General features: G+C 70.9%; 12 protein-coding genes and 1 pseudogene. 4 read left to right on the top strand and 9 right to left on the bottom strand.

The window, feature by feature from the left end; all coding sequences use genetic code 11:
* Positions 1-105 precede the first annotated feature (105 nt).
* The gene (gene rpmE, locus KUTG_RS32900; RefSeq protein ID WP_043722329.1) at positions 106-318 is read right to left on the bottom strand and encodes a 50S ribosomal protein L31; all 213 of its coding nucleotides are present in this window, start codon (positions 316-318) and stop codon (positions 106-108) included.
* A 226-nt stretch (positions 319-544) separates the two neighbouring features.
* Here rpmE and KUTG_RS54150 point away from each other — a divergent pair, with 226 nt between their 5' ends.
* The gene (locus KUTG_RS54150) at positions 545-952 is read left to right on the top strand and encodes a hypothetical protein (RefSeq protein ID WP_052395681.1); all 408 of its coding nucleotides are present in this window, start codon (positions 545-547) and stop codon (positions 950-952) included.
* A gap of 108 nt (positions 953-1,060) precedes the next feature.
* Positions 1,061-1,552, top strand: a complete 492-nt coding sequence (locus KUTG_RS32890) for a hypothetical protein (RefSeq protein WP_043731437.1) — start codon at positions 1,061-1,063, stop codon at positions 1,550-1,552.
* Between the two features lie 321 nt (positions 1,553-1,873).
* Here KUTG_RS32890 and rho read toward each other — a convergent pair whose 3' ends face one another.
* The 7 genes and pseudogenes from rho to argS all read right to left on the bottom strand — a co-directional run bounded on the left by rho (position 1,874) and on the right by argS (position 10,605).
* Positions 1,874-3,646, bottom strand: a complete 1,773-nt coding sequence (rho, locus tag KUTG_RS32885; protein ID WP_369794541.1) for a transcription termination factor Rho — start codon at positions 3,644-3,646, stop codon at positions 1,874-1,876.
* A gap of 92 nt (positions 3,647-3,738) precedes the next feature.
* Positions 3,739-3,795, bottom strand: a pseudogene (locus tag KUTG_RS66500) (hypothetical protein); the annotation flags it as partial.
* A 472-nt stretch (positions 3,796-4,267) separates the two neighbouring features.
* A complete protein-coding gene (thrB, locus tag KUTG_RS32880) occupies positions 4,268-5,143 on the bottom strand; it encodes a homoserine kinase (RefSeq protein WP_043722327.1) in 876 nt (291 codons plus the stop codon).
* Entirely contained in the window at positions 5,140-6,210 is a 1,071-nt protein-coding gene (thrC, locus tag KUTG_RS32875; RefSeq protein ID WP_043722325.1) for a threonine synthase, read from the bottom strand. Before thrC ends, thrB begins: the two co-directional genes overlap by 4 nt.
* On the bottom strand, positions 6,207-7,499 hold the full coding sequence (locus KUTG_RS32870; protein WP_255360950.1) for a homoserine dehydrogenase: 1,293 nt from the start codon (positions 7,497-7,499) through the stop codon (positions 6,207-6,209). Before KUTG_RS32870 ends, thrC begins: the two co-directional genes overlap by 4 nt.
* Before the next feature lie 2 nt (positions 7,500-7,501).
* On the bottom strand, positions 7,502-8,926 hold the full coding sequence (gene lysA, locus KUTG_RS32865; protein ID WP_043722323.1) for a diaminopimelate decarboxylase: 1,425 nt from the start codon (positions 8,924-8,926) through the stop codon (positions 7,502-7,504).
* Between the two features lie 5 nt (positions 8,927-8,931).
* Positions 8,932-10,605 (bottom strand): arginine--tRNA ligase, encoded by a 1,674-nt coding sequence (argS, locus tag KUTG_RS32860; RefSeq protein WP_043722320.1) that lies wholly within the window; start codon positions 10,603-10,605, stop codon positions 8,932-8,934.
* A 185-nt stretch (positions 10,606-10,790) separates the two neighbouring features.
* Here argS and KUTG_RS32855 point away from each other — a divergent pair, with 185 nt between their 5' ends.
* Positions 10,791-11,633 carry a DUF3105 domain-containing protein gene (locus KUTG_RS32855; RefSeq protein WP_043722318.1) on the top strand — a complete coding sequence of 281 codons (843 nt, stop codon included), beginning with the start codon at positions 10,791-10,793 and terminating at the stop codon, positions 11,631-11,633.
* The gene (locus tag KUTG_RS32850) at positions 11,633-12,373 is read left to right on the top strand and encodes a DUF305 domain-containing protein (protein ID WP_043722316.1); all 741 of its coding nucleotides are present in this window, start codon (positions 11,633-11,635) and stop codon (positions 12,371-12,373) included. Before KUTG_RS32855 ends, KUTG_RS32850 begins: the two co-directional genes overlap by 1 nt.
* 292 nt (positions 12,374-12,665) lie before the next feature.
* Here KUTG_RS32850 and KUTG_RS32845 read toward each other — a convergent pair.
* On the bottom strand, positions 12,666-13,814 hold a 1,149-nt coding region (locus tag KUTG_RS32845; RefSeq protein WP_063753591.1), incomplete at its 5' end, for an ROK family transcriptional regulator.

Raw genomic sequence — 13,814 nt, 5'->3', positions numbered from 1 at the left:
GGCGAAGCCGCGCCTCGGGGGTCTGGGGGTCGCCCCCCAGATATCACGAGCGGGCGATCAGGTTCGCGCAGTCCGCGGACACACGTCCCCTGGAGCCGGCCCTACCTACTTGGCGCGCTTGCCGTAGCGGGCCTCGAAGCGGGCGACGCGGCCGCCGGTGTCCAGGATCTTCTGCTTGCCCGTGTAGAACGGGTGGCAGTTGGAGCAGACCTCGACGTGGATGTCGCCGTTGCGCTTGGTGCTGTGGGTCGTGAAGGTGTTGCCGCAACCGCAGGTCACGGTGGTCTCCACGTACTCCGGGTGAATGCCGGCCCTCATGTGCTGTTTCCTCTCATCGGCGGCCGCCGGGTCCCCGTGGGGTGAACCGGAGCCTTACTCGACCATCCATTCTGCCAGATGGCCCGACACCTGCTGAAACAGGCCGGTGGGTCGGTTTGTTCCCCGTCGACCACTCGCCGCTCGGCGCGGCCCGCTGACCGCCCCCGACGGGCCATACACCGACCTCACCCGCCCGCCGAATGGCCCATTCGCCACACTGTGCCCCGTGTCGTGCGCACTCGAAGCCTGCTCGCCGGCGCGACCGCTCCCGGTCGCGCTGTGGCTCGTCGTGCCCGTGCTCTTCACGGCCACGGTCCTGGGCCTGCAGGGCGCCGCCTTGCTGGCGCTGGAGGTGGGCGACGGCACGCAGCCGTTGTCCGCGCCGGTGTTCGGGGCGGCGGCCGCGGTGACGGCGACGCTGCACTCGGGCGTGACCTGGGGTCGACGCCAGCGGCTGCGGCGCATCGCGCTGTTCTATCCGGTGCTGGTGCTGGCCGTGGGCATCGGGCTGAGCTGGCTGTCCCTGTCCGACCTGCTGGCCATGGCCATCGGGGCACCGGCCGCGGTCGCGGCGGTGGCGGTCTGCCTGTGGGTGCGCGCCGACTACCAACTTTCGTCTGACCACGAGGCGTGACCGACCGCTCACGTTTCCGGTCACGGCAATCGCCGATGACGTGTCCTCGGTCACGCCCATAGCGTCGCTCCCAGCTCGTCAGGAACTCACCTGTTGATGGGACACGACGTGAAGAGTTTTCTGCAGACCGTGGCCAAGGCCGCGTTAGCCGTCACCCTGTCCGTCACCGCGATCGGCGCCGTCCCGCTGGCCGTGGCCTCGGCCGCGCCGGCGGTCGTCGCCGCGCCCATGTCGTCCGGCGACGGCACCGCCGCCGGGGCGGTCGCCTGGTACCAGGCGCACAACGGCAGCACCGCCTACCAGGGCTACTGCGAGAAGGCCGCGGAGAACGCCTACGGCACCACCGGCGTGTGGGCGTCGGCCAACGCGCACTGGAACGGCGCCTCCCCCAAGCACGCCGGCGACAAGAACCCGCCGCTGGGGGCGTTCGTCTACTGGAACATCAGCGCCTACGGCCACGTGGGCATCTCCGACGGCGCCGGCGGCTTCTGGGCCTCCAGCGTCAACGGCCGGATCGGCCACGTCACCAAGGCCATGGGCGGCGTGAACTACTTCAACGCCTACCGCGGCTGGACCCCGGCGGCCCGCCCGCACCAGTAAGCCACCTGTCCGGGGACCCGCAGCTCCCCCGCAAGGGGTCCCCATCATGCAGGGAAGGACGCCTTACCCGCGTTCAACGAGGGTAAAACGCGAGCGGTCCATTCTAGCGTCTTGTAAAAGGCATTCCGAGTACGGATACCTTAGCAGGAGAGTACTCGCCAACCGTCCTTTGGTCTTTCTGCGCCTAGGCTGCCAAACCAAAGGATGTTTTCCCGGATCGAACGCCGGGTGTAACAATTTTGAATGGACTGGATACAGTTCCGCGTCGTCCGTCGTTATCACTACTCCCGGGTGGGAAGGGCCCCTCTCAGCGTTGGGCGATCAGTTGTCGTCGCCGTTGCCGCCTGGCGTGGTCTTCGCCACCTGCATCAGGAACTCGATGTTGGTGCGGGACTTGCGCAGCCGGTCCAGCAGCAGGTCGATGGCCTGCTGGCTGTCCAGGGCGTGCAGCACGCGGCGCAGCTTGTGCATGACGGCCAGCTCGTCCGCCGGGAGCAGCAACTCCTCCTTGCGGGTGCCGGACGGGTCGACGTCGACGGCGGGGAAGACCCGCTTGTCGGCGATGCGCCGGTCCAGCTTGAGCTCGGCGTTGCCGGTGCCCTTGAACTCCTCGAAGATGACCGTGTCCATCGTCGACCCGGTCTCGACCAGCGCGGTCGCGAAGATGGTCAGCGAGCCGCCACCCTCGATGTTGCGCGCGGCGCCGAGGAAGCGCTTGGGCGGGTACAGCGCCGTGGAGTCGACACCACCGGACAGGATGCGGCCCGACGCCGGCGCGGCCAGGTTGTAGGCCCGGCCGAGGCGGGTGATCGAGTCCAGCAGCACGACCACGTCGTGGCCCATCTCGACCAGGCGCTTGGCCCGCTCGATGGACAGCTCGGCCACGGAGGTGTGGTCGCCCGGCGGGCGGTCGAAGGTGGAGGCGATGACCTCGCCCTTCACCGACCGCTGCATGTCGGTGACCTCTTCCGGACGCTCGTCGACCAGCACCACCATCAGGTGGCACTCCGGGTTGTTGGTCGTGATCGCGTTGGCGATCGACTGCAACACCGAGGTCTTGCCGGCCTTGGGCGGCGACACGATGAGCGCGCGCTGCCCCTTGCCGACCGGCATCACCAGGTCGATGACGCGGGTGGTGAGGATGTGCGACTCGGTCTCCAGGCGCAGGCGCTCGTTCGGGTAGAGCGGCGTGAGCTTGGTGAACTCGGGCCGGTTGCGCACCTGGTCGGGCTCGAGGCCGTTGATGGTGTCCACGCGCACCAGCGGGTTGAACTTCTGCCGCTGCTGCTCGCCGTCGCGGGGCTGACGCACCGCGCCGGTGATGTTGTCGCCGCGGCGCAGGCCGTGCTTGCGCACCAGCGACAGCGAGACGTAGACGTCGTTCGGGCCGGCGAGGTAGCCGGAGGTGCGCACGAAGGCGTAGTTCTCCAGCACGTCCAGGATGCCGGCGACGGGCAGCAGCACGTCGTCGTCGCGCACCTCGGTGTCGCCACCGCCACCGCCGGCCTGGCCGCGCTCGTCGCCGTCACGGCCACGCCTGCGGTCACGGAACCGACGGCCGCGACGGCCGCCGCGCTCGTCGTCGTCCTGCTGCTGGCGGTTGTCCGGCCGGTTGTTCTGCTGCCGGTCGCCACGGTCGTTGTTGCGGTCGCCGCGGTCGTTGCGGTCGCCACGCTGGCGGTCGCCCCGGTCGCTGCGCTCGCCACGGTCGCGCTGCTCGCCGCGGTCACGCTGCGGGCGCTCGCCGTCCTGCTGACGATCCTGTTGGCGGTCCTGACGCTCCGGGCGCTCGTTCTGCTGGCGCTCCTGGCGCTCGGCCTGCGGCTGGCGCTCGGCCCGGTCGGCCTGCGGCTGCTCGGCGCCGCCCTCGGGGGAGCCCGCGGGACGGCTGGCGGCGCGGCGGCGGCGGTTGTTGCGACGGCCGCCCTCCTCGTCGCTCTGCCTCGGCGCCGGGGTCTCCGCCGGCGCCTCAGCGGCGACGGGAGCGGCCTCGACGGGCGCGGCCACGGCCTTCTCGACCTTGGGGGCGTCGGCCTTCTTGGGCTCGCGGGACTTCTCAGCGGTGCGGCGGGCCGGCTTGGGACGCGGTGACACCCGGTCAGCGGCAGCTCGGCGGTCTCGGCGCGGCCGCCGGAAGACCCCTGGCGCTCCTTGATGGCGGCGATCAGGTCGCCCTTGCGCATGCCCGCGGTGCCGCTGATGTTGAGTTGGCCGGCGAGCTCGCGCAGTTCCGCGAGCACCATGCCGGACAGTCCTGCGCGGCGCTTCGTGGTGGTCAGCGGGGTCTCCTTGGATTCGGTACGGGGGGCAGGAGCCGAGTCCTGCGGGGAACCCGGCGCGGCGGACACCGCGTCGCTGCCCAAGAGATCGGTGTTGCTCACACATGTCCTTCCTGACCGGTCCGAGCCTCCTACTCGGACCAGCTGCGCCGTCCCCAGAGAGCAGAACGGCGCGGTTGCCCGTGAGCGGGCCGGAAACCCGCGAACTCGGGACTTGTCGGTCACCACAGCGGCCGGGTATCCCGCCAGACGTCGACTACAGACGTTCCGATCGGGAGATGCGTACCGGGACGAGTGCCCGGGCACGACACCGGCGCCCGTGCGCTCGGTGACTGATCTACCCTGAGGGTAGACGGCAGGCCGGCATGGTGCAACAACCGGTCCCCGGCGTGGCGCAACCTCGTGCAACCGCCCCCACCAGCATTTTGTTCCAGAATCAACCGATCGGCCGAACCTGTACGCCGTCCCGGTCAATTTTCAGGGCCCGCGCGTCGAAACCGGTCAGATCGAGCCCCGCCGGAACCACTCGATCGCCACTGACCAGCGTGAACACCGTCGGGCCGGCGCCGGACACGGTGGCCGGGAAGCCGGCCGCGCGCAGCGCTTCGACAACACGGATCGTGTCCGGCCAGGCCGGTTCGCGATACCCCTGGTGCAGCCGATCCTCCGTCGCGGGCATCAGCAGCTCGGGCGCGGTCGTCACGGCGTGCACCGCCAACGCTGCCCGTCCGGCCGCGAAGGCCGCGTCGGCGTGCGGCACCTGCGCCGGCAGCAGGCCGCGGGTGGTCTTGGTGGACGACTCCGTGGACGGGATGAACACCAGAGCCCGCAGGTCGGCGTGGGGTTCCAGGCGCACGGCCCGGTAACGCTGCCCCTTGTCACCCTCGCCCCAGGCCAGCACGAGGCCGCCGAGCAGGCTGGCCGCCGCGTTGTCGGCGTGGCCCTCGAACTCCGCGGCCAGCTGCAACGCCCGGTCATCCAACGTCCTGCCGGCCAGCGCGTAGCCGGCGGCGACGCCGGCGACCACCGCGGCCGCCGACGAGCCGAGGCCCCGGGAGTGCGGGATCGCGTTGTCGCACCGGATAATCAGGCCATCGGGCACTCCGTCGACGGCCCGGATCGCCCGTACCAGCAGATGGTCGGAGTCCAGTGGCACCTGCCCCGCGCCCTCGCCCTTCACCCGCACGTCGAGCCCCGAGGCGGCGGCTTCCACCGTCACCTCGTCGTACAGGCCCAACGCGATGCCCAGGGCGTCGAAGCCGGAGCCCAGGTTGGCGGTGGAGGCGGGAACCCGGACGTGAACCGCCCTCACACCAGCTCCAGGGCGTGCGCGACCGCACCGGGCTCCACCGGCAGCACCTCGACCTCCGGCAGGCCCTTGAGCGCGGTGTCCGGGTCCTTCAGCCCGTGACCGGTCACGGTGCAGACGACCGTGGATCCCTTGGGCAGCCTGCCATCCCCGGCCGTCATCAGCAGCCCGGCGATGCTGGCCGCGGAGCCGGGCTCCACGAACACGCCCTCGCGGGAGGCCAGCAACCGGTACGCGGCAAGGATCTGCTCGTCGGTGACAGCGTCGATCAGGCCGCCCGAGTCGTTACGGGCCGCCACGGCCCCGTCCCACGAGGCCGGGTTGCCGATGCGGATCGCGGTGGCCACGGTCTCCGGGTGCCTCACCGGCTCGCCCCGCACGATCGGCGCCGCGCCGGCCGCCTGGAAGCCGAACATCCTTGGCGGGGCGGCAATCACGCCGTCCTTCGCGTACTCGGTGTAACCCTTCCAGTACGCGGTGATGTTGCCGGCGTTGCCGACCGGCAGCAGGTGGATGTCAGGCGCCTGCCCGAGCACGTCGCACACCTCGAAGGCCGCGGTCTTCTGGCCGTCGATGCGGATCGGGTTGACCGAGTTCACCAGGGTGATCGGGTACTCGACGGCGGTCTTGCGGGCCAGTTCCAGGCAGTCGTCGAAGTTGCCGTCCACCTGGAGGATGCGGCAGCCGTGCATGACCGCCTGGGCCAGCTTGCCCAGCGCGATCTTGCCGCTGGGCACCAGCACCGCGCACGTGAGCCCGGCCTTGGCGGCGTAGGCGGCGGCCGAGGCAGAAGTATTGCCCGTGGAGGCACAGATGACGGCCTTCGAGCCCTGCGCGACCGCGAGCGTGATAGCGGCCGTCATGCCGCGGTCCTTGAAGGAGCCGGTCGGGTTCGCGCCCTCCACCTTCAGGAAGACGCGGCTGCCGGTCAGCTCGGACAGGTGCCTGGCCTCGATGAGCGGCGTGCCGCCCTCGTGCAGGGTGACGATCTCGGCGTCCGCCGGCACCGGGATCCGGTCCCGGTACGCGGCGATGATTCCCGGCCAACCAGCCCTGGTGGCTGTGGTCATGACTCTTCCCCTTCGACCCGCATGACGCTGACGACCTCACGGACCACCGGCAGGCCGGCGATCTTCTCAACGGTTCCGCGCAGCGCTGCGTCGGAGGCGGCGTGCGTGACCACCACGAGGCTCGCGTCCACGGGACGGCCCTCCTGGCGCACCACGGCGATGCTGACGTCGTGCTCGGCGAACACGGCGGCGACCTGGGACAGCACGCCCGGACGGTCGGCCACGTCCAGGCTGATGTGGTAGCGGGTGCTGGCCTGGCCCATGGGCCGGACCGGCAGCTCCGCGTAGGCCGACTCGCGCGGCCCACGGCCGCCGGCGACGAGATTGCGCGCCACGGCGACGAGGTCACCCAGCACCGCGCTCGCGGTCGGGGCACCGCCCGCGCCCTGGCCGTAGAACATCAACTGGCCGGCCGCGTCCGCTTCCACGAACACCGCGTTGAACGCGCCGCCGACCGAGGCCAGCGGGTGGCTGTTGGGGATCATCGCCGGGTGCACGCGGACGGCGACGGACTCCACGCCGTCGGCGTCGGTGACCCGCTCGCAGATCGCCAGCAGCTTCACCGTACGGCCGAGGCCGCGCGCCGCCGTGATGTCGGCGGAGGTGACCGAGGAGATGCCCTCACGGTGCACGTCCCCGGCGGTGACCCGGGTGTGGAAGGCCAGCGAGGCCAGGATCGCCGCCTTGGACGCGGCGTCGAAGCCGTCCACGTCCGCGGTCGGGTCCGCCTCGGCGTAACCCAGCCGGCTGGCCTCCTCCAGCGTCTCGGCATAGCCGGCGCCCGTGGCCGACATCGCCGACAAGATGAAGTTGGTGGTGCCGTTGACGATGCCCATGACGCGGTTGATCCGGTCCCCGGCAAGGGATTCCCGCAGCGGCCGCAGCAGCGGGATGGCGCCGGCCACGGCCGCCTCGAAGTAGATGTCCGCGCCCGAGGCGTCGGCCGCCGCATACAGCTCGGGGCCGTGCTCGGCCAGCAGCGCCTTGTTGGCCGTGACCACGGACTTGCCGGCGTTGAGGGCCTTGAGCAGCAGCGAGCGCACCGGTTCGATACCGCCGATGACCTCGATGACGACGTCCACATCGGACTCGACCAGCGAGTCGGCGTCGGTGGTGAGCAGCTCGGCCGGCACCTCGCGGTGCTTGTTGGGCCGGCGCACCGCGATGCCGGTCAACCGCACCGGCGCGCCGATCCGGGCCGCGAAGTCCTCCGCCTGGTCGGTGAGCAGCCGCGCCACCTCGGTGCCGACGGTGCCGCAGCCGAGCATCGCGACCTTGATGGGTTTCACGACTATGCCTCCAGGCGGAACAGGTCGTCCTCGGTCTCCCTGCGCAGCAGCAACCGACTCGCACCGTCCTTGACGGCGACGACCGCCGGACGGGGCAGCCGGTTGTAGCCGTTGGCCATGGCGTAGCAGTACGCGCCCGTCGCGGCCAGGGCGAGCAGGTCGCCCGGCGCGATGTCGGCCGGCAGCCAGCAGTCGCGCACCACGACGTCGCCGGACTCGCAGTGCTTGCCCACCACGCGGGACATCGCCGCCGGCACGTCCTCGTCGACGCGGCGGGACACCAGCCGGCAGTCGTAGGCCGCGTCGTACAGGGCGGTGCGGATGTTGTCGCTCATGCCGCCGTCGACGCTGACGTAGCGGCGGACGGCGCCGCCGCCGAGCACCACGTCCTTGGTCGTGCCGACCTCGTACACCGTGACGGTGCCGGGGCCGGCGATGGCGCGGCCGGGCTCGACCGCCACCCGCGGCACCGGCAGGCCCTCGTTCTCGCACTCCTTGCGGACGATCTGCCGCAGCTGCTCCGCGAGCTGCGCGGGCGGCGGCGGGTCGTCGTCGGGCATGTAGGCGATGCCGAGGCCGCCGCCGAGGTCCACAGTGGACAGGTCGCTGAGCGCGTCGTCCCCGTGTTCCTTGTGCAGCGCGGCAAGCAGGCCGATCACACGGTGGGCGGCGATCTCGAAGCCGTCGGCGTCGTAGATCTGCGAGCCGATGTGGCTGTGCAGGCCGACCAGCGTCAGCCCCTCGGCCTTGAGCACGCGGCGGGCCGCCTCGGCGGCGTCGCCACCGGCCAGCGAGAAGCCGAACTTCTGGTCCTCGTGCGCGGTGGCGATGAACTCGTGCGTGTGCGCCTCGACGCCGACCGTCACACGGATCATCACGGCCTGCCGGACGCCGCGCCTGCGCGCGATCTCGTCGAGCCGGGCGATCTCCAGGAACGAGTCCAGCACCACGACGCCGACACCGGCCCCGACTGCCATGTCGAGCTCGGCCGAGGACTTGTTGTTGCCGTGCAAGGCGATCCGCTCCGGCGGGAACTCCGCGCGCAGCGCGATGGCCAGCTCGCCGCCACTGCACACGTCCAGCCCGAGGCCCTCCTGCGCGACCCAGCGGGCAATCTCCACGGACAGGAAGGCCTTGGACGCGTAGTGCACCGCCGTCGGGTCGCCGAAGGCGTCGGCATAGGTGCGGCAGCGCGTGCGGAAGTCGTTCTCGTCGACGACGAACAGCGGCGTGCCGTACTGCTCCGCGAGGTCGCGGACGTCCACGTCGGCCAGCGTGACGACGCCGTCCTCGCGGCGGCGGGCGCCCAGCGGCCAGACGTTGGCCGGCAACGCGTCCAGTTCGTCCGAAGTGGACGGTCGGGTTCCCGCGGTGTTCGCCGGCACCAACACGTCGGCGTGACGTGGGCCGGCGGGGTGTGCGCGCATCGCAGCTACATCCGTTCCGGTGCAGTGACACCCAGCAGGGCCAGCCCGTTGCGCAACACCTGTTGCGTGGCGAGGTAGAGGTGCAGCTGCGGAACCGCCCGCGGCGACACCTCCTCGTCGCCCTTGGGCAGCACCTTGGCCAGGGGGTCCTTGTCGTCGTAGTACTTGTGGAAGGTGCCGGCCAGCTCTTCCAGGTACCGCGCCACCCGGTGGGGCTCGCGCAGCTCGGCCGCCGAGGCGACGGCCTTCGGGAACTCGCCGAGGGTGCGGATCAGCGCACCCTCCTTGTCCAGGGTCAGCAGGCTCAGGTCGGCGTCGGCGGCGTCGCCCAGGTCGATCTTCAGGTCCGCGGCGTTGCGCAGCACGCTGCACACCCGGGCGTGCGCGTACTGCACGTAGTAGACCGGGTTCTCGGCGGTGGTCTTGCGCAGCAGGTCCAGGTCGATGTCCACGGCCGAGTCCACCGACGACCGGATCAGCGAGTACCGGGCCGCGTCCACGCCGACGGCGTCGACCAGGTCCTCCAGCGTGATCACGGTGCCGGCGCGCTTGCTCATCCGCACCGGCTTGCCGCCCGAGACCAGGTTGACCATCTGGCCGATCAGCACCTCGACGGTGTCCGGGTCGTCGCCCAGCGCCGCCGCGGCCGCCTTGAGCCGGCCGATGTAGCCGTGGTGGTCCGCGCCCAGCATGTAGATGCACAGGTCGAAGCCGCGGTCCCGCTTGTCCTTGAAGTACGCGATGTCACCGGCGATGTAGGCCGGCGCGCCGTCGCTCTTGATGACGACCCGGTCCTTGTCGTCGCCGAAGTCCTTGGACCGGATCCACCAGGCGCCGTCCTGCTCGTACAGGTCGCCGGAGGCCTTGAGCCGCTCGACGGCCCGCTCGACCGCGCCCGAGGAGTGCAGCGAGTTCTCGTGGAAGTACACGTCGAAGTCGGTGCCGAAGTCGTGCAGGGTCTGCTTGATCTCGTCGAACATCAGGTCGACGCCGATCCGCCGGAACGTCTCGTCCCGCTCGGCGTCGGGCAGCGAGAGCACGCTCGGCTCGCGCTTGACCACCTCGGCCGCGACGTCGTTGATGTAGCCGCCGGCGTAGCCGTCCTCGGGGGCGGGCTCGCCCTTGGACGCGGCGACCAGGGACCGGACGAACCGGTCGATCTGCGCGCCGGCGTCGTTGAAGTAGTACTCCCGCGTCACCTCGCCGCCCTCGGCCTCCAGCACGCGGCCCAGCGCGTCGCCGACCGCGGCCCACCGGGTGCCGCCCAGGTGCACCGGGCCGGTCGGGTTGGCCGAGACGAACTCGAGGTTGATCTTCTTGCCGGCCAGCAGCGTGTTGTGGCCGTAGCCCGCGCCGGCCGTGAGCACCTCGCGCACGAGGCTGCCCTGCGCGTCGGCGTCCAGCCGCAGGTTGAGGAAGCCAGGGCCGGCGACCTCGGCCGCGGCCACGCCGTCCTGCTTGGCCAGGGCCTCGGCCAGCCAGCCGGCGAAGTCCCGGGACTGGATGCCCAGCTTCTTGGACACCTGCAGCGCCAGGTTGGTGGCGTAGTCGCCGTGCTCCGGATTGCGGGGCCGCTCCACCGTCACCTCGGCCGGAAGCACGGCGATGTCCAGTCCTCGGGACGTGAGCACATCGACGGCGGTGGTGCGGACGAGGTCGGCAAGAGCGGCTGGAGTCACCGCAGCAGTCTAGGAGAGCGTATCCGCACGTCGCGATGGGGTTACTCACGTCCCGGGGGGTGGAACGCGCCTGGTCTGCGGTGTTCGCCCGTCCGGGTCTGACGGAATTCTCATGCCCGGTCCCTACACTGGCCGCCGAAGGTCTGGACCGGTGTGGTCCAGCTCACTACGCCAAGGGCGGGGAGATGGCCGGCGGTAAGAAGAAGGGCGGCGGCGGCAAGAGCGCCGTCAACGCGGCACGCGGACAGATGCCGGGCAAGGGCAAGCCCTGGGGCACCATCATCGCGGTCGTCGTCGTGCTGGTGCTCGCCGTCGGCGTGTTCGGCTACGCCTACTCGAGGATCAGCGACCAGAACGCCGCGCAGGCCGCGCTGGCGCAGTGGCAGCCCAGCGACAGCAACAAGGACCCGTCGACCAAGATCCAGGGCGTCGTGATCAAGGACTACAAGTCCGGCCAGCACGTGCAGCCCACCCAGCGGGTGGCCTACGACCAGTCGCCGCCCTTCGGCGGCCCGCACGACGGCTTCTGGGCCGACTGCCAGGGCATCGTGTACCCGAACGCCGTGCGCAGCGAGAACATGGTGCACGCGCTGGAGCACGGCAGCGTGTGGATCGCCTACAACCCGGACAAGATCAAGGGCGGCGACCTCACCACGCTCAAGAACAAGGTGCAGGGCAAGCAGTTCATGATGCTCTCGCCGTACCCGGGCCTGGACAAGGCGGTGTCCCTGCAGTCCTGGGGCCACCAGCTGAAGGTGGACAGCGTCACGGACCCGCGGATCGACGAGTTCATCTCCGCGCTGCGCACCAACCAGTACGAGTACCCCGAGGTCGGCGCCAGCTGTGACGCCCTGGGCCCGGGCCAGTTCGACCCGGCCAACCCGCCGCCGTTCGACCCGTCCAAGCCGGGCCCGGACGCCGTGCCGATGACCGGCACCGGCGCGCAGGACGCCGCCAACGAGCAGGGCGGCACCCCGCCGCCTTCCGGTTCGGGCGCCGCCCCGACCAGCACGACCGCGTCCAAGTAATGGCCGAAACCGAGGAGCTCGACGAGGTCGCGGAGGAGAACCTGCCCACGGGGCCGGTATCCGCGACCACGCGGGTGCTCGTGCTCACCGCCGCCGCCGTGGCGATCCTGCTGCTCGGCGCCGCCGTCGGGCTGCTGATCAAGCTGCCCGGCAGCGGCGACGCGGCCGCAGGCAACCCCGGCCCCGGCTCCATCGAGGTCGGCTTCGCGCAGGACATGGGCGTGCACCATCTCCAGGCCGTGACCATGGCCAACTGGGCCCGTGACCACACCCAGGTGCCCGAGATCCGGCAGCTGGCCTTCGACATCCAGTCCACGCAGTTGGACCAGGAGGGGCGGATGCGCGGCTGGCTCATGTTGTGGGGCCAGCCCGAGCAGACGCCCACCGGGCGCTACATGGCGTGGATGGCCGGGCCCAGTGACGGCATGGCCGGCATGCCCGGGATGAACGGCAACCAGATGCCGGCCAACGGTGTCGACCACATGCCCGGCTACGCCACCAACGCGGAGATCTCCAAGCTCCAGTCGTTGACCGGGCCGGACATGGACACCTACTTCCTGCAGCTGATGCTCCGCCACCACCTCGGCGGCGCCCCCATGGCACAGTTCGTCGCCGACCACTCGTCCATTCCGGCGGTGCGTGTGCTGGCGGAGAACATCCTGAAGTCCCAGAGCGCCGAGGTCGACCTGATCAAGCAGATGCTGGCCGCCCGCAACGCCCAGCCCCTGCCCATGAACTGACCCGGCTTCATGCAGGGAAGGACGCCTTACCCTCGTTGAACGCGGGTAAGGCGTCCTTCCCCGCATGAGCATGACAAAAGGGGCTGTCCCTTGCGGGACAGCCCCTTTGTGTCGTTCGGGAAGAGGCGAAAACGGCGCGGCGGCCCGCTTCCCGAACTGAGGTGGACCTGACCCCCGTCTCGGCCTGCCTCGATGATCCCCTGTGCGACCCTTTTTCCCTCCGAGGAGGTGTTGCTCACGCTATGCCACCAAAGACGGGCATGGGTTCCGCCAAACGAGTGAAACGTTCAAATCAAGCGTTCACGCCGCTGCGCTGAGTCACCAAATTCTCGCCCCGGCGGTCGAAGACGATGTCCTGCGCGGCCCGCAGCGCCGTGGCAATGGCGCCGGTCAGCACCGCGTCCTCACCCAGCTCGCCGGGGGCGATCCGGGGCGACAGCGGGCTGATCTCGCGCACCGCCTTCTCCAGCGGGTCGATCAGCAGGTCCGTGTTCGAGCCGATGCCGCCGACCAGCAGCACCAGCTCCGGGTCGATCACCGCCGACACCGAGGCCACCAGGAAGGCCAGCTTCGTCGCCTCCTGCTCGACCACGGCCCGCGCGCACGCGTCACCCTGACGGGCCAACTGGAACACCTCGCGGGCCGAGCTCGCGTTGCGCACGCCGTGCTCCTTGGCCAGCTTCACCACCGAGTTCGCCGCGGCCGCCTGCTCCAGAATGCCTGGCGTGGACGGGGTCCAGCCCTCCGAGTCGGTGTCCGTCCAGCCGTACGGCAGATAGCCCACCTCGCCCGCGGCCCCGTGCGCGCCGCGGAACAGCTGCCCGTCGACCACGATGCCCATGCCGATGCCGGTGCCCACGTTCACGCAGACGAAAACGTCCACGCCACGGGCCGCCCCCTGGTCCCGCTCGCCCACCGCGGCCAGGTTGGCGTCGTTCTCCACCAACAGGCCCGGCCCGAGCACCGCCTCCAGCTCGTCCAGCAGGCCGCGACGGCCCCAGCCGGGCAGGTTCGGCGCCAGGTGCAGCATGCGGCCGCCGCGGTCGGGCACGCCGGGGCTGCCCACCACCGTCTTGACCACATCGGACAGTGTCATGCCGGCCTGCGCCACCACACCCGTTGCCAGGTCGTGCACCGTGCGGACCAGCGCGCTGGCCGAACGGCAGCGGTTGGGTTCGTCCACTTTGGCCACGACGGTGCCGGCCAGGTCGGCCACCGCCAGCCGCAGCCGGCCGCGGCCGATGTCGATGCCCAGCACGTGCCCGGCCGCCGGATCGGCCTCGTACAGCACCGCCGTCCGGCCTGGGCCGGACGAGGTGCGGCCCGCCGGGCGGACCAGGCCGTCCTGCTCAAGATCGAGCAGCGCCTGCCCCACCGTGGGCTTGGACAGTCCGGTGTCGCGCGCGAGGCTCGGCCGGGTCGCGGCGCCGCCCCGTCGCAG

It is taken from the genome of Kutzneria sp. 744, from assembly GCF_000568255.1.
In the GTDB taxonomy this organism is placed as follows: Bacteria; Actinomycetota; Actinomycetes; order Mycobacteriales; family Pseudonocardiaceae; genus Kutzneria.
The sequence above is the reverse complement of the archived record's forward strand: the minus strand, read 5'-3'. Positions and strand labels throughout refer to the sequence as shown.

Coding starts and splice junctions, on each gene's coding strand:
- KUTG_RS32850 (WP_043722316.1), top strand. CDS start 11,633: ATGGCCGAAACCGAGGAGCTCGACGAGGTCGCGGAGGAGAACCTGCCC.
- lysA (WP_043722323.1), bottom strand. CDS start 8,926: ATGCGCGCACACCCCGCCGGCCCACGTCACGCCGACGTGTTGGTGCCG.
- KUTG_RS32855 (WP_043722318.1), top strand. CDS start 10,791: ATGGCCGGCGGTAAGAAGAAGGGCGGCGGCGGCAAGAGCGCCGTCAAC.
- rpmE (WP_043722329.1), bottom strand. CDS start 318: ATGAGGGCCGGCATTCACCCGGAGTACGTGGAGACCACCGTGACCTGC.
- thrC (WP_043722325.1), bottom strand. CDS start 6,210: ATGACCACAGCCACCAGGGCTGGTTGGCCGGGAATCATCGCCGCGTAC.